The organism is Streptomyces sp. NPDC107538 (genome assembly GCF_055657445.1).
This window is the reverse complement of record NZ_JBVKAY010000004.1, coordinates 638426-654195: the sequence shown is the minus strand read 5'-3', so window position 1 is coordinate 654195 and position 15770 is coordinate 638426. Positions and strand designations below refer to the sequence as shown.

Here is a 15770-nt window from a genome sequence, read left to right as displayed (position 1 = left end):
ACGTCAGTCCGGTACGTCAGTCGCTGTACTGCTGGGGGGAAGGCGGCCGGGAGTTCGCCGAGTTGTCGCCGAGCGTCCCGGACAGCCAGGTGTCGTACGAGTCCTGCCAGCCGTCCTTGAGGTAGTCCACCAGTACCTGGTTGACCCGGCGTACCAGATCCGTCGCGTCCTTGTTCATCGCCACGCCGTAGTACTCGGTGGTGAACGGCTCGCCCGTCAGCTTCACCGTCGGATCCTGCGCCGCCTGGCTCGCGGCGAGCGCGCCGTCGGTGACCACGGCGTCGACCTCGCCGAGCTGGAGCCTTACCAGGCAGTCGAGTTGATTGGGCGGGTTGACGGACTTGATGTCCGCGGAGGCGGGCAGCTTGCCCGAATCCTGGTCGGCGCTCAGTGTGTCCAGGGCGGTGGAGCCGCTGGCCGAGCAGATCTTCTTGTCCGCCAGGGTCTTGTCATAGCCCTTGATCGTCGACGTCCTGGGGGCGAGGACCTGCTGGCCGGTCTTGAAGTACGGCTGGGAGAAGGCGACTTCCTTCATACGGTCACAGCTGATCGTCATGGTGCGGACCACCATGTCGACCTCCCCCTCCTGGAGTGCGGGGATGCGCCGGCTGGTGGGAATCGCCTTGAACCGCACCTTGCTCGGGTCGCCGAGAATCTCCTCGGCGATGCGGTGCGCCAGGTCGATGTCGAAGCCCTCCAACTCGGCACCCGCGGTCGTGCTGTTCGGATCGCGGTAGCCCCAGCGGAAGCTGTTCTGGTCGACGCCGACCGTGATGTAGTCGTTCTTCTCGATGTGCTCGATCGCCTTGGCGGACGCGTCGGAGGAGGGCCTCAGGCTCTGGTTCTCCGGGTCCTTCATGGTGTCGCACTCGTCCGCCCGGGCCTGGGTGCCCCGGGCCACCCCCTGGCCGCCGGTGGCCGTCGTGCCGTCGCCGCGGGTGCCCTTGACCGGCAGCACCAGGGCGAAGACCACGGTCAGGGCGCAGAGGACCGCCATCGCGCCCACGCCGCCCCAGCCCCGGAGACCGGCCCGCAGACGTCGTACCGCATGCATCGCTCCTCCTTGCACCGAGTCTCCTCCCGCCGTCGTCACCGGTACTCCGAGAGCCTGCGTCCGATGCCGAGCACCGCGCCCGCGGCGCCCAGCACGGCCAGGACCGCGGCGCCCACGGGGAGGCCGAGCATCGCGTCGCGGCCATCCTGTGCCGCCAGTCTGAACTCGTTCTTCTCGTACTCGCTCGCGATCTTGAGGTTCGTGTCGACCTCTTCGAAGCACTCGCCGGTCGGCTTGTCACCATTGCGGCAATCGGGGGTGGACTCGCCGCCGATCACCTGGTCGAGGGCGCACTGGTAGTCGCCCTGGTCGTCGGCGGCGCGGGCGTTGCCGTGCCGGTCGAGCCACTCCTCCATACCGGCCCCCGCGGCCTTCAGGGGCTTCTCGCCACCGACGTCGTCGGCGAGGTTCTCGGCGTCGGCCAACTGGCTTTTGAGCGCTGCCATATTGGCGTCGAACTGAAGGTCGAACTTGTCCACGACGTCGCCCTTCGCGTTCTTCTCGGTCTCCGCGCCCCGGCTGATCAACGTCAGGTTCTCGTTGCCCCGGGCGGTGAGGGAGGCGATCCGCGCGTCGTTCAGCACGGTCAGGGAGCGCACGCCGTTGTCGTAGGAGTCGTTCAGCCCCGAGCGGGCCAGGGTGTGGCCGGCGGTCAGCCACAGCAGGACGACCGTGGAGGCGGCCGTCGCCGCGACCAGGCCGTGGTTCAACACCCGGTTGGTGCGCCGGTAGTTGCGCCGCTGGGCCCAGACCAGGCCACCGATGGCGACGACGCCGAGACCGATCGCGGCCCACGGGTACGAGGTGGCGTCCGCGTAGTCGTCACGGAGCCGCGCGTTCTCGTTGTCGTAGACCTTCTTGGCCTTCAGCAGCATGACGTTCTGCATCTTGTCGTTCGCGTAGCGCAGATAGGCGCCGCCCAGCGGGTAGCCCAGGCGGTTGTTGGCGCGGGCGCGTTCGACGAGGCCCTTGTACTCGGGCAGCAGGGCGTTCAGTTCGGAGACGAGCTTCTCCGACTCCGAGCCGGGTTCCGAGGCGGAGGCGGCGGTCGCCAGGTTGTCGGCGGCCTCCTTGATCTCCTCCTCGTACTTGTCGCGGGACTCCGCGGTCTCCTGCCCGCCCGCGAGGAAGCCGCTGGAGGCCGCGGTGTTGGCGTCGGCGAGGGAACTGTAGATGTCGGCCGCGGCGGAGCTGAGGGGCTGGCTGCCGTGCAGCACGTCGTCGGCGGCGGACGCGCGGTCGTTCATCTGCCAGGCGGTGACCGAGCCGAACGCCACGACCAGGAGGGCGAGAACGGCCCCGATGATGCGCAGCCGGCCCGGCTCGGTGGTGGCGGCGGCGCGCAGCTGGTCGACGCCCTCCGCGAACGCCGTCCGGCGGGGCGGGCCGCCGTCCGGGGCCGGGGGCGGCAGGGGCGGCCTGGACGCGGGCGCGGCCTGTGGCGGCACGGCGGGGCCCGGGCCCGCGGGTGGTGCCGTCGGTGCCTTGCTGCCCTCCGGCGTGAATGTCACCTGACCTCCCCCTGGTCATCCGTCCGGCACGTCCGCCCGCACGCACGGACAGAGGTGCACGGCCGCAAGTATCGCCGCCGGGACTGACAACGCACAGACCCTGACTCGATCTTGTTCCCCGATCGTGTCCGTACGTGCCGTGCCCGTCGTGTACCGGCGCAGCACAAGGCTTCCCGCACCACCCCCCGCCCATGAATACGCGGTTCGGTCGGGTTCGGTTCCCTGCGGGTTCGAACGCGTTCGAGGGGGAGGGGTGAGGGGTGGCGCGGGCGCCGGGTCAGCCTCCTTCGTAGTGCGCCCGCACGCGGGCGTGCACGGCTCGCGGCGCGCTCACCCGGTCGAGGCCGAGCAGCGCCGCGCCCAGCACCGGGGCGGCCGTGACCACCCGGGGGACGGCCTTGGGCGCGGCGGCGGCCAGCGCCTCGCGGACGCGGGCGTCGAGGAGGGGGTGACGGGCGGCGAGGACACCGCCGCCGAGGAGGACGGGGGTCTCCTCGCCGAGGAGGTCCAGGCGGGTCAGGGCCACCGTCGCCATGGTCACCACCTCCTCGGCCATCCGGTCCACCAGCGCGCGGGCCACCGGGTCGCCGGCGCTCGCCGTGGCGAACAGGACCGGGGTGAGTTCATGGCGGCGGAGCGCCGGGATCCGCTCCAGGTGCAGGGCCTCGACCAGGGCGTACACGGAGTCCAGGCCGAAGTGGGCGGGCAGCGTGTCGGCGAGGGCCGTGGGCCCGCCCCGGCCGTCCTCGGCGCGGGACGCGTGCCACATCGCCTCCTCGGCGAGGCCCCAACCGCCGCCCCAGTCCCCGGAGATACGGCCGAGCGCCGGGAAGCGGGCGGTGCGGCCGTCGGGGCGCATGCCGACGCAGTTCACGCCGGCCCCGCACACCACCGCCACGCCCCGGGGTTCGGCCACGCCGGCCCGCAGGATGGCGAAGGTGTCGTTGCGGACCTCGACGGTCGCGCCCCACGCGCGCGTGCGCAGTGCCGCCGCGAGCCGCTCCTCCTCCACGGGGAAGTCGGCGTTGGCCAGACACGCCGAGACATGGTCGACGGAGCCGACCCCGGCCTCGGCGAGGGCCCGCCCCACGATCTCCGCGAGGCCGTCGACGGCCGTGGTCACCCCGACCGTCGGCGGCTGGAACCCGCCACCGCGCGCCGCGCCCAGCACCTCCCCGTCCGGCGCGATCACGGCCACATCCGTCTTGCTGTTGCCGGCGTCGACGGCGAGCACGCTCCCACGCCCGCCGTCACGCCCGCGCCCGCCGTCACGCCCGCGTACGCCCGCGTCCGAACCGGCGCGAGCCCCTGTGGCCAAACCACCGCGTACGCCGTCGCTCACGCCCACGCGAGGTGCTCCCGGTTGTGTGCGAGCAGGCGGTCGGTGAGGGCCTCGGCGTACGCGTACTGGCCGATCAGGGGGTGGGAGAGCAGGGCCCGGAACACCCGGTCCCGGCCGCCGCGCAGGGCCGCGTCCAGGGCCAGGTCCTCGTACGCGGTCACGTTCGCCATCAGGCCCGCGTACAGCGGGTCCACGGCCTCCACCGGCAGCGGCACCGCGCCCTGCCGGCCGACGGCGGCCTGAACCTCGATCACCGCGTCGTCGGGGAGGAAGGGGAGCGTGCCGCCGTTGAGGGTGTTGACCACCTGGTGCGGGCTGCCCCCGTCGCCCAGCAGCGACGCGGCCAGGTCGACGGCCGCCTCCGAGTAGAACGCCCCGCCGCGCTTCGCGAGCAGCGCCGGCTTCTCGTCGAGCGCCGGGTCGGCGTACATCTCCAGCAACTGCCGCTCCATCGCGGCCACTTCGGCGGCCCGGGACGGCTTGGTGCCCAGTTCCCGTACGACCTCGTCGTGGGCGTAGTAGTAGCGCAGGTAGTAGGACGGCACCACGCCGAGGCGGTCCAGGACCGGGCGGGGCAGTCGCAGGTCGGCGGCGATGGTGTCGCCGTGGTCGGCCAGCAGCTTCGGCAGGACGTCCGCGCCGGAGGGGCCGCCGAGCCGGACCCCGGTCTCCCAGGTGAGGTGGTTGAGGCCGACGTGGTCCAGGTGGACCTCGGCCGGGGTCACGCCCAGGTGCGCGGCGAACTTCCGCTGCAGACCGATCGCCACGTTGCACAGGCCGACCGCCTTGTGGCCGGCCCGGAGCAGGGCCCGGGTGACGATCCCCACCGGGTTGGTGAAGTCGATGATCCAGGCGTCCGGGTTGGTGCGGCGGACCCGTTCGGCGATGTCCAGGACGACCGGGACCGTGCGCAGCGCCTTCGCCAGGCCGCCCGCGCCGGTGGTCTCCTGCCCGACGCAGCCGCACTCCAGCGGCCAGGTCTCGTCCTGCTGCCGGGCGGCCTGGCCGCCGATACGGAGCTGGAGGAGGACCGCGTCGGCGCCCTCGACGCCCGCGTCCAGGTCACCGGTGGTGACGATCCGGCCGGGGTGCCCCTGACGGGCGAAGATGCGGCGGGCCAGGCCGCCGACCAGCTCCAGCCGGTCGGCGGCCGGGTCGACGAGCACCAGCTCCTCGATCGGCAGCGTGTCCCTGAGCCGGGCGAACCCGTCCACGAGTTCGGGTGTGTAGGTCGAGCCTCCGCCGACCACGGTGAGCTTCATAGCTGTATCAACCCTTTACTCCGGTCAGGGTGACGCCTTCGACGAACGCCTTCTGGGCGAAGAAGAACACGAGGATCACGGGGGCCATGACCAGCACGGTCGCGGCCATGGTCAGATTCCAGTCGGTGTGGTGCGCGCCCTTGAAGGACTCCAGGCCGTAACTGAGCGTCCAGGCGGCCGGGTTCTCGGAGGCGTAGATCTGCGGGCCGAAGTAGTCGTTCCAGGCGTAGAAGAACTGGAACAGGGCGACGGCCGCGATGCCCGGCTTGGCCATCGGCAGGACGACCCGCAGCAGGGTGCGCAGTTCGCCGCAGCCGTCGACCCGGGCCGCGTCCAGGTACTCGTTCGGGATGGTCGTCAGGAACTGCCGCAGCAGGAAGATGGAGAACGCGTCCCCGAACGCCATCGGGATGATCAGCGGCCACAGCGAGCCGGACAGGTCCATCTGCTTGGCCCAGAACAGGTACATCGGGATCACGACGACCTGCGGCGGCAGCATCATCATCGAGATGACCAGCATCAGCGCCAGATTACGGCCGCGGAAGCGGAACTTGGCGAGCGCGTACGCCACGGGGACGGACGAGACGACGGTGAGGACCGTGCCCAGGCCCGCGTAGATCAGGGTGTTCTTCCACCAGGTCAGGAAGCCGGGGGTGTCCAGCACCTGCCGGTAGTTGCTCCACTCCCAGGTGTCCGGGACGAGGTCGCGGGTGAGCGCCTGCTGGTCGCTCATCAGCGAGGTCAGGACGACGAAGACGAACGGCAGGGTGAAGAAGAGCGCGGCGGCGACGCCGAGCGAGTGGACGGCGATCCACTCCAGCAGGGCCCGGCGGCGGGCGGTGCGCTCGCTCGCCGGAGCGGTGGGCGGTGCCACGGTCCCGGTCCTGTCGGGGGCGTCGAGTACGTGGGTCATCAGTCACCCGCTCCGATCAGTCCGCCCTTGCGCCGCATCAGCAGCGCGGTGAACACCATCGACAGGGCGAACAGCACGAGGGCGACCACACAGGCGGAGCCGTAGTCGAAGCGCTGGAAGCCGAGGTTGTAGACGAGCTGCGGAAGGGTCAGCGTCGACTTGTCCGGGTAGCCGGGCTCGAACTGCTGGCCGGAGCCGCCGATGATGCCGGAGGCGACCTTCCCGGCCACCAGGGGCTGCGTGTAGTACTGCATGGTCTGGATCACGCCCGTGACCACGGCGAACATCACGATCGGCGAGATCGTCGGCAGCGTCACGAACCGGAACCGCTGCCAGGCCGAGGCCCCGTCCAGCTCGGCTGCCTCGTACTGCTCCTTGGGCACGTCGAGCAGCGCGGCCATGAAGATGACCATCAGATCGCCCACGCCCCACAGCGCGAGCGCGGTGAGCGCCGGCTTGGACCAGGTGGGGTCGGTGAACCAGCCGGGCGTCGGCAGACCCAGGTCGCCCAGGATCGCGTTGACCGGTCCGGTGCCGGGGTTGAGGAGGAAGACGAAGGCGAGGGTCGCGGCGACCGGCGGGGCCAGGTAGGGCAGGTAGAAGAGGGTGCGGAAGACACCCGTACCCGTCTTGATCTTGGTGATCAGCAGGCCGACGCCGAGCCCGAACACCACCCGGCAGGTCACCATCACCAGCACCAGCCAGAGGGTGTTGCGCAGGGCCGGCCAGAACATCGGGTAGTCGGCGAAGACGTAGGACCAGTTGCCCAGGCCGCGGAAGACCGGGGTACCGAAGCCGTCGTACTTCATGAAGGAGAAGTACACGGTGGAGATCAGCGGGTAGGCGAAGAAGACGGCGAACCCGATGAGCCAGGGTGACAGGAAGGCCACCGTCCGAAGCGCCGACCTGCGGCGCTTCGCGCGGAGCGTGCCACTGGACACGCGCAGGGTGTGCGAGGACATCGTCCGGTACCGCTACTTCGCCTGGGCGATGTCGGTGTCGATCTGCGCGGCGGTCTTCTCCAGCCCCTTCTGCAGATCCGTCACCTTCCCGGACTCGTACTGGTAGCCGAAGTCCTGCAGCGTCGTCTGGTACGTCGAGCCGTTGATGGAGGCCGGCGGGGTGTTCGAGTGCGTGTTCTGGGCGATGTCCAGGAAGGTCTGGAAGCCCTCGTCCACCTTCAGGTCGGGCGACTTCAGGGCCGCGAACGTGGACGGCACGTTGTGGATGGCGTTGGCGAAGGAGACGACGGCCTCGGTGTCGGTCGTCAGGTACTTCACCAGCTCCCAGGCCGCGTTCTGCTTCTTGCTCTGCGGGGCGATGCCGATGATCGTGCCGGAGAGGAAGCCCTTGCCGTACTCGTCCACCTCGTCGTCGGCCACGGGCATTGGCGCGGTGCCGATCTCGAAGTCGGTCCCGGCCTCCTTGGCCATCCCGAGCCGCCACTCGCCGTCCAGCTGCATGGCCACCTGGCCGGTCTGGAACGGGTGCTTGGCGCCCCACTCGTCACCGAAGGTGTTCCGGTACTTCTCCAGCTTCGTGAAGCCGCCGAGCGAGTTCACCAGGTTCTTCTGGTACGTGAACATCTCGGCGAACGCCGGGTCCTCGGAGATGTTCGACTTGCCCTCGGAGTTGAAGTAGGCGTGGTCCCACTGCGACATGTAGTGGTCCACGACCGTCTCGTAGCCGTGGTAGTTCGGCATGAACCCCAGCTGCTCGTAGCTGTCGCCCTTGGTCTTGGTCAGCTTCTTGGCGACCTTCGCGAACTCCGACCACGTCTTCGGCGGCGCCTTGACGCCCGCCTTCTCGAACGCGTCCTTGTTGTAGTACAGCCCGTACGCGTCCCCCAGCAGCGGCAGCGCGCACCGGGTGCCCTCGAACTGGGTGTAGTCCAGCATCGGCTTCGGGATGATCTTGTCGAGGTCCAGCTCGGACTTCTCGATGAACGGCTTCAGGTCGAGGAACGCCCCGGACGAGCAGAACTTGCCGATGTTGGAGGTGGTGAAGGACGACACGACATCGGGCCCGCTCGAACCGCCCGCCCGCAGCGCCTGGTTGAGCTTGTCGTCGTTGATGTTCCCGACGACCTTCACCGTGATGTTCGGGTGCTCCTTCTCGAACCGGTCCACGTTCGCCTGGATCGCCTTCACCTCACCGGGCGCGCTCCACCCGTGCCAGAAGGTGATCGTCGTCTTCGCGTTCGGGTCGTCGGAGGCACCGCTGTCGGCCTGACCGGTACACGCGGTGGCGAGCAGGGACAGCGAGGCGGTGGCGGCGAGAGCGACAGCCGCTTTCTTGGATATTCCGGACATGGCGGAGTCTCCTGAGGGAGGTATGGGGTGATCTGCGAGGAAGGGGGCGCGCCCGGGAAACCTCAGGGGCGCGGGGAACTGCGCGACCAGCCACGACGGGCCGGCAGTTTTCGAACGACCTGATACGCGGCCGAACTCAGCGGAGCGTCAACGTGTTGAAGACTTCGTCCCGCGTCGCCGCGAGCGCACTCTCCAACGCGCCCCGCAGCACAGGGTGTGCACGTACGTCACCGAGCACGAGCCGCGGCCGGGAAGCCGCGAGTTCCGCCAGCTCGGCCTCGACGAGCGCCCGCAGCGGCTCACCGCCGGCGGTCAGCGCCGTACCGCTGAGGACGACGAGTTCGGGATCGAGTACGGCCACGAGTGACGCGATACCGGTCGCGAGCCCCGTGGCGTACGTGGCCAGAAGGTGACGGTGGGACCCGGAGTCGGGGTCGGCGGCGGCACGGGCCACCAGCTCCGCCGCGACCTCGGCGTAGGGCCCCTCCGGGATCGGGGAGATCCCCAGCTCACGGGCGAGCCGGGGGATGATCTGCGAACCGGCGAGCTCCTGATAGCCCCCGCTGTTCGCCTTGGTGACCTGGCGGACCAGCGGCACACCGGGCACCGGCAGGAAGCCGACCTCGCCCGCGCCGCCGGTGAACCCCCGGTGCAGCCGGCCGCCCAGGACCACGGCCGCGCCGAGACCGCCCTCGTTCCACAGCAGGACGAAGTCCTCGTGGCCCCGGGCCGCGCCCAGCCGTTGTTCGGCCAGCGCGGCGAGGTTCACGTCGTTCTCGTACTCCACCGGCATGGGCAGCGCGGCGGCGAGTTCGCCGAGGAGGGCGGGGGAGTGCCAGCCGGGCAGATGCGAGGCGTACCGCAGCCGTCCGGTGTTGGGGTCGAAGGCGCCGGGTGTGCCGATCACCAGCCGGCGTACGTCGGACCGGACGAGCCCGGCGGCCTTGACGGCCCCGTCGAGGGCGGTGGTGACCTGGCGTACGACGGGTTCGGCGGGGCGTCGTCCGGGGGTGGGGACGGCGTGCTCGCCGACCGTGCGGCCGGTGATGTCGGCGACGGCGGCCAGTACGCGTTCGGGGGTGACGTCGAGGCCGGCGGCGTACGCGGCGGTCGGGTCGACCGCGTAGAGCTGGGCGTTGGGGCCGGGTCGGCCCGCGCCCGGGGTGCCGGTGCCGGCGCCGTCCGTGCCGGTGCCCGTGGCGATGACGAGTCCGGCGGCTTCGAGGCGGGCCAGGAGCTGGGAGGCGGTCGGCTTGGACAGCCCCGTCAGCTTGCCGAGCCGGGTCCGGGAGAGCGGCCCGTGCTCCAGCAGCAGGTCGAGCGCGGCGCGGTCGTTCATGGCGCGCAGTACGCGGGGGGTTCCTGCCATGGTCCGCCACCTGCCCAACTGTTAGGAAAGTTTCCTGTCGGATGCCAGGACGATAGGACTAGACCAGGTGAGCGTCAATATCCGGCCACCAAAAAAGCCCCCGGGCAACGGAGTCGTTACCCGGGGGCGGTGTCGGCCACGAAGGCCGGGGGCTACTTCACGTCGACGTAGTCCGCCGCGGACGTCACGGCCGCGGTGGTGGACGTGCCCGCGAACTTGTAGCGGTACGAGCCGTCCTTCGACGCCTTCACGGTGGTGGACAGGGCGCCGGCCGTGCCCGAGGTCACCGTCTTCACGTCCGTGTAGGCGGTGACACCCTTGGCCTTGAACTGGAGGGTCGCCTTCTGGCCCTTGTAGCCCGCGTACTTGCCGGTGTTCCAGTCCGCGCGGGTCAGCGTGCCCTTGACGGTCAGGGTCCTGCCCTTGACGGCCGGCTCGGGGGTGGCGTTGACGGTGGCCTTGGCGAGCCGCTGGAGCTTGGCGGTGCCGAGGTTGCCCCAGACGTCGGTCCCCATGTGGAAGCCGATGTGGTCGTCGGAGTCGTCCTCGTCGACCGCCACGTCGGTGTAGACCGCGGCCGCCTTCCAGGTGGTGGCGTCCGCGCCCTCGAAGAGGTACTCCCGGGGAGCGATGGACAGCGTCGTCGCGCAGGACTCGGTCACCGTGGTGTCGGTCGTCGCCGTCGTCGTGCAGGTGGACTTCTTGGGGGCGCCTTCGATGGCGTTGTCGGGCTCGGCGAGCCTGCCCCGGTAGAGCGCGATGCCCAGGAAGTTGTTCTTGTAGTCGATGACGAGATCCGACGGCCGCGTGACGCTGTACGTGACCGGCACGGTCACGGCGGCCTTGGTGCCGACCACGATCGGCTTGCCGTTGTTGACCGTGACGGCGCCGAAGGTCAGGTCCGGCGAGTCGGCCAGCGCGGCGGGCGCGGCCAGGCCGGTGAGAGCCAGGGCGCCGGACACGGCGGCGCCTATGGCGAGCTTGCGCATGAGTCCCCACATTCGAAGCGGGCCCCTGGGCGTTGCGCTCCAGAACAAGGGCCCGCTGTTGGGGTGACACTAAGCGATCACATGTGCGAGGGGAACGCGGGGTGCCTGTGAAGACGGTAACGAATGCGCAGGTCAACCGGATGTGGATGTTCCGGGTGCCCCTTCGAGAGGCACCCGGCCATGCAAAAACCCGGACCGTCAGGCGGAGATGCCGTCGATCCGGGCCAACGCGTCGTCCGCGCCGAACGGCTGCAGGTAGGGCAGCCAGCGCGGGTCCCTATGGCCCGTGCCGATGATGCGCCAGGCCAGCCCGGTGGGCGGAGCGGGTTTGTGGCGGAGCCGCCAGCCGATCTCGACGAGATGGCGGTCGGCCTTGACATGGTTGCAACGGCGGCACGACGCGACGACGTTGTCCCAGACGTGCTTGCCCCCGCGGCTGCGCGGGATGACGTGGTCGACGCTGGTTGCGACGCCACCGCAGTACATGCACCGGCCCCCGTCACGGGCGAACAGCGCCCGACGGGTCAGAGGAACGGGCCCCCGATAGGGAACCCGGACGAATCGCTTGAGCCGGACCACGCTGGGTGCGGGGACTGTGACGGTCGCGCTGTGCAGATAGGCGCCGGATTCTTCCAGGGAGACCGCCTTGTTCTCCAGGACGAGGACGAGCGCGCGGCGGAGCGGTACGACACCGAGCGGCTCGTACGACGCGTTGAGGACCAGGACGTGCGGCACGGATGCCTCCTTGTACGCCGGCGGCGCGTGGCTCGCGCCGTGGACGATCCGTAGTCAGTCTCCCCTCATGCCTGGTGGAAGCGCCACCATGTCCCGGTAACGGGCCGGGAGTGTTTTCGACCACACCTTGATTCATCCCCCGCCGTGTGCGCCCTTCACTCCCTGGTGAGCGCCCTGTCTCCCTCGAACATGGCGACCACCTCCACACAATGCCCCGTTAGTGTGGTGGGCCTGCCCGTCCGGTGACCTTTCCGTGACCCGATGGATCTTGACCGTCGTACCGGAGGGCAGATAACGCACCTGGAGGTACCCGCCGTGTCGTCCGTTTCTTCCCTGTCCCTCCTCCTGGCCGCCGCCACGCCGTCGCCGTCTCCCTCCGAGACGTCGACGACGCCCGCCGTGCCGTCGCTGGAGGACGCACAGGAGAGCGCGACCAACGCCGCCAGCTGGGTGGAGGAGAACTGGTCCACCTGGCTGGCCATCGGTCTCCGCGTCCTGCTGATCGTGGTGATAGCGGCGGTGCTGAGAGTCGTGGTCCGGCGGGCGATCACCAAGCTCATAGACCGGATGAACCGGTCCGTGCCCGGCGTCGAGGGCGGCACCCTGGGTGGTCTGCTGGTCAACGTCGAGCGCCGCCGCCAGCGCTCCCAGGCGATCGGCTCGGTGCTGCGCTCGGTGGCGTCCTTCCTCATCCTGGGCACCGCCGCCCTGATGGTCCTCGCCACCTTCGAGATCAACCTCGCCCCGCTGCTGGCCTCCGCCGGTGTCGCGGGCGTCGCCATCGGTTTCGGCGCGCGGAACCTGGTCACGGACTTCCTCTCCGGCGTCTTCATGATCCTGGAGGACCAGTACGGCGTCGGCGACACCGTCGACGCGGGCGTCGCCTCCGGCGAGGTCATCGAGGTCGGCCTGCGCGTCACCAAGCTGCGCGGCGACAACGGCGAGATCTGGTACGTCCGCAACGGCGAGGTCAAGCGCATCGGCAACCTCTCCCAGGGCTGGGCCACGGCCGGCGTCGACGTCACCGTCCGTCACGACGAGGACCTCGACAAGGTCCGCCGCACCCTCCTGGAGGTCGGCGAGGCGATGAGCAAGGAGGACCCCTGGAACGAACTGCTCTGGGGCCCCATCGAGGTCCTCGGCCTCGACGACGTCCTCCTGGACTCGATGGTCGTCCGCGTCTCCGCCAAGACCATGCCCGGCAAGGCCCTCACCGTCGAGCGCGAGCTGCGCTGGCGCATCAAGAAGGCCTTCGACGCCGCCGACATCCGCATCGTCGGCGGCGTCCCGGCTCTCGCGGCCGACAACCCGGACGCCGACCCGGCGGCCGGTGTGTCGGCCCCGTCCGTCTACGCCAACACGGCCTCGCCCCAGTCGGAACGCGCTACGCCGATCGCGCCCTCGGGCGTGCCGAAGTAGCGCGGAGGCGCGCGGCGGCTTGTGCGTGACAGTGGGGGCGCCCGGAGAGATCCGGGCGCCCCCACTGTGCTTCCCGCCGCCTCCGGCTGCCCAGGAGCACCCCCGTGTCTCCTGGGCCGCCGGGCCTTTCCGGCCTACGTGTACCGCAGTTCCGTCGGGCGGACCGTGCGGCGCAGCAGCGGCAGGGTCGTGGCCGCCGCCAGGAGGCAGGCGCCGTAGACGGCGAGCGGGACCAGGAGGGCGCCGTAGGGGATGACCAGGGTGTCGCCGAAGGCCGTGGCGTAGGTGACGGCGATCGCGGTGCCGCCGAGACCGGCGACCAGCACCGACGGTGCCAGCGGAAGCGCCGTCTCCAGCAGCAGGGCGCGCCCCAGCACCTCGTACGGCACGCCGGCGGCGACCTGTGCGGCGAGGCCCCGGCGGCGGGTGGCGTGGGATTCGGCGGTGCCGACCGCCAGCCCGAACAGGGTGATGGCGAAGCCGGCCAGGATGGCGGCGGCGGTGAGGTTCAGGCCCGTGAGGTAGAAGTCGTCCCGCTCGGCCAGGTACTTCTTGCTCGCGATGTCCGCGAGCAGCACCTGCCGTACCCCGATGAATCCGCTGCCGACCACGACCCCCATGAGAACGGCCGCATGGGTGCGGGCCGCCGCCCACGGGGCGTCGCGCAGCCGCTCGGCGGCGATCAGCACCGCCGGGTTCCCGGTGCGCCGGGCGAGCAGCCGCCCGGTGAGCTTCGAGGCCACGCCGGACAGCAGCACCGCGCCGGCCCCCACCGCGAGCAGCGCGCCGCCGAGCATCAGCGGCACCTGACTGAACGAACGGTCGGGCATGTCGCGGTTGGTGTTCGCGACGGCCAGCAGCGCCCCGGCGACCACCAGGGCCACCGCGCCCAGGAACACCCACCCGGGCCCGCGCCCCGTGCTCGGCCGCACCCGGCGCACCCAGCCCAGCGGTGAGGCCACCACCCGGCGCAGCGCCAGCGCACTCGCGACCGCGCCCAGCGCCGGCACCCCGAACGTCATCAGGGCGACACCGGCCCAGGCCAGGGCGGGCGGGGTCCACACGCTCAGCAGAAGCAGCACGAAGAAGACTGTGGTGACCAGGGAGCCGAGCAGACAGGCCACCCCGGTCTCCAGCGCCGCGATCCGCCGCACCTGGGCCACCGGCGCCCCGGCCAGCCGCAGCCCCGCCAGCCGCCGGTCACGTTGGACGGCGCCGACCCGGGCGCACTGGCCGAGGAGCCCGAGCACCGGGACCAGCAGGAGCAGCAGGGTGACGATCACTCCGGAACGCTCGCCGGGCTGGTTCAGCAGCCCGTTGCCGAACCCCACGCTGTACTGGCCCTCCAGCGAGGCCAGCGAGGCGGCGGCCATGCCGAGGCCGGTGGCCAGGGCCGCCCCGAGCGCCGTCAGTGTCACCCGCCACCACTCCCGCCGGTCCGAACCCCGGGTCAGCAGCAGGGCGAGACGCAGATCATTGGTCAGCCTGCTCACCGGGACACCTCCAGCGCCACGCCGGCCTCGGACACCACGATCCCGTCCCGCAGCATGACCTCGCGGTCCGCGTACGCCGCGGTCTGAGCGTCGTGCGTGATCAGCAGCACGGCCGTACGCGACTCCCGGGCCGCGTGCGTCAGCGCCGCCATCACCTGCTCGCTCGCCAGCGAGTCCAGCGCCCCCGTCGGCTCGTCCGCGAACACCACCTTCGGCGTGGTCACCAGCGCCCGCGCCAGCGACACCCGCTGGGCCTGGCCGCCGCTCATCTCCCCGGGCCGCTGCTCCTCCTGCCCCCGTACACCAAACCGCTCCAGCCACTCACCGGCCCGCTCCCGCGCGGCCCGGCGGTCGGTGCCGGCCAGCAGCAGCGGCAGCGCGACGTTGTCGACGGCCGTCAGCTCCGGTATCAGCTGCCCGAACTGGAAGACGACCCCGAAGTCCGTCCGGCGCAGCTCGCTGAGGTCCCTCTCCGGGAGCTGGTCGAGCCGCTTCCCGGCGTACGCCACCGAGCCCTCGTCCGGCCGTACGATGCCCGCCAGACAGTGCAGCAGTGTGGACTTCCCGCTGCCGCTGGCCCCCGTGACGGCGAGGATCTCGCCCTCCCGGAGTTCCACCGACGCGCCCCTCAGCGCCCGGGTCCTGCCGTGCTCCTTGACCAGTCCGCGGGCCGTGAGCAACGGCGCGGGCCCGGCGTTCTTCTCGTTCATGCTGCGTCGACCTCCGCGGTCAGGGTGGTCAGCCGGGCCGCCGTGGTGTTCATCCAGCGGAGGTCGGCGTCGAGATGGTTGAGGGCGTAGTCCGCCGCGAGCACGGTCGCGAGATCGGCGCCCGGGGTGGTCTTCACGGTGGTCAGCTCACGCATGCGCGCCATGTGCGCCGCGCGCTGCGCCCGGAGATAGGCGGCCGGGTCGCCGCCGGCCAGGATCGAGACGACGAGCTTGGCGAAGATCTCGTTGGTCACGAACGGCGCGGGCGGGGTGATCTCCCCGGCCCACCCGGCCAGTTCGCGCGCCCCCTCGGCCGTCGAGCGGTACATCGTCCGCTCCGGGCCGCTGTCCGCCTCGGTGCCGTCGATCTCGGCCAGCCCGTCGCGGACCAGCCGCTGGAGGGTCGTGTAGACCTGTCCGTAGGCCAGCGGGCGGGCCTGCGGAAAGCGTTCGTCGTGCCGTCGCTTGAGGTCGTAGCCATGGCTCGGCCCACCGGCGAGCAGCCCCAACAGGATGTGACGGGTGCTCATGCGCTCCAGTATGCACTGAGTATATGTACTGAGTGAATAGCGGAGTCGGGGTCACTTCCGAGTGACCCGCGCCACGATGTCCGCCCGCCCACGTCTGCGGCGCCGCCCGCTGGGTAGGGCTGGAGTACCCC

General features: G+C 70.8%; 14 protein-coding genes. 1 reads left to right on the top strand and 13 read right to left on the bottom strand.

Translation table 11 applies throughout. The features are described from left to right. Nucleotides 1-16: 16 nt before the first annotated feature. The 10 genes from ACZ7MG_RS17335 to ACZ7MG_RS17290 form a co-directional block, all read right to left on the bottom strand. Nucleotides 17-1054, bottom strand: a complete 1038-nt coding sequence (locus ACZ7MG_RS17335; RefSeq protein ID WP_471379845.1) for a glutamate ABC transporter substrate-binding protein — start codon at nt 1052-1054, stop codon at nt 17-19. A 35-nt stretch (nt 1055-1089) separates the two neighbouring features. Continuing rightward, the gene (locus ACZ7MG_RS17330; RefSeq protein ID WP_471379847.1) at nt 1090-2565 is read right to left on the bottom strand and encodes a hypothetical protein; all 1476 of its coding nucleotides are present in this window, start codon (nt 2563-2565) and stop codon (nt 1090-1092) included. A gap of 277 nt (nt 2566-2842) precedes the next feature. Further along, entirely contained in the window at nt 2843-3799 is a 957-nt protein-coding gene (locus tag ACZ7MG_RS17325) for an N-acetylglucosamine kinase (protein WP_471380536.1), read from the bottom strand. Between the two features lie 104 nt (nt 3800-3903). Further along, nucleotides 3904-5169, bottom strand: a complete 1266-nt coding sequence (locus tag ACZ7MG_RS17320; protein ID WP_471379848.1) for a 6-phospho-beta-glucosidase — start codon at nt 5167-5169, stop codon at nt 3904-3906. A gap of 7 nt (nt 5170-5176) precedes the next feature. Further along, nucleotides 5177-6082, bottom strand: coding sequence for a carbohydrate ABC transporter permease (locus ACZ7MG_RS17315; protein WP_471379849.1), 906 nt, complete (start codon nt 6080-6082; stop codon nt 5177-5179). After that, nucleotides 6082-7023: a carbohydrate ABC transporter permease gene (locus tag ACZ7MG_RS17310; protein ID WP_471379850.1), complete on the bottom strand. Its 942-nt coding sequence runs from the start codon at nt 7021-7023 to the stop codon at nt 6082-6084. The genes ACZ7MG_RS17315 and ACZ7MG_RS17310 overlap by 1 nt, the downstream gene beginning before the upstream one ends. Before the next feature lie 33 nt (nt 7024-7056). Further along, nucleotides 7057-8394, bottom strand: a complete 1338-nt coding sequence (locus ACZ7MG_RS17305; protein ID WP_471379851.1) for an ABC transporter substrate-binding protein — start codon at nt 8392-8394, stop codon at nt 7057-7059. 136 nt (nt 8395-8530) lie between these two features. Then, a complete protein-coding gene (locus tag ACZ7MG_RS17300; RefSeq protein ID WP_471379853.1) occupies nt 8531-9763 on the bottom strand; it encodes an ROK family transcriptional regulator in 1233 nt (410 codons plus the stop codon). Nucleotides 9764-9915: 152 nt separating this feature from the next. Then, nucleotides 9916-10752 carry a hypothetical protein gene (locus ACZ7MG_RS17295; RefSeq protein WP_471379854.1) on the bottom strand — a complete coding sequence of 279 codons (837 nt, stop codon included), beginning with the start codon at nt 10750-10752 and terminating at the stop codon, nt 9916-9918. A 198-nt stretch (nt 10753-10950) separates the two neighbouring features. Then, nucleotides 10951-11487, bottom strand: a complete 537-nt coding sequence (locus ACZ7MG_RS17290) for an HNH endonuclease (RefSeq protein WP_086753161.1) — start codon at nt 11485-11487, stop codon at nt 10951-10953. Nucleotides 11488-11802: 315 nt separating this feature from the next. Between ACZ7MG_RS17290 and ACZ7MG_RS17285 the strand changes: the two genes are divergently transcribed. Continuing rightward, nucleotides 11803-12906 carry a mechanosensitive ion channel family protein gene (locus tag ACZ7MG_RS17285; RefSeq protein WP_471379856.1) on the top strand — a complete coding sequence of 368 codons (1104 nt, stop codon included), beginning with the start codon at nt 11803-11805 and terminating at the stop codon, nt 12904-12906. A gap of 134 nt (nt 12907-13040) precedes the next feature. On the opposite strand, the gene ACZ7MG_RS17280 is transcribed toward ACZ7MG_RS17285, so the two are convergent. The 3 genes from ACZ7MG_RS17280 to ACZ7MG_RS17270 are packed head-to-tail and all read right to left on the bottom strand — an operon-like array spanning nt 13041 to nt 15639. Continuing rightward, nucleotides 13041-14399 (bottom strand): ABC transporter permease, encoded by a 1359-nt coding sequence (locus ACZ7MG_RS17280; RefSeq protein ID WP_471379857.1) that lies wholly within the window; start codon nt 14397-14399, stop codon nt 13041-13043. Further along, a complete protein-coding gene (locus ACZ7MG_RS17275; protein WP_471379859.1) occupies nt 14396-15109 on the bottom strand; it encodes an ABC transporter ATP-binding protein in 714 nt (237 codons plus the stop codon). Before ACZ7MG_RS17275 ends, ACZ7MG_RS17280 begins: the two co-directional genes overlap by 4 nt. Next, complete coding sequence (locus tag ACZ7MG_RS17270; protein WP_471379860.1) at nt 15106-15639, bottom strand: PadR family transcriptional regulator; 534 nt, start codon at nt 15637-15639, stop codon at nt 15106-15108. The genes ACZ7MG_RS17275 and ACZ7MG_RS17270 overlap by 4 nt, the downstream gene beginning before the upstream one ends. Between the last annotated feature and the right edge of the window lie 131 nt (nt 15640-15770).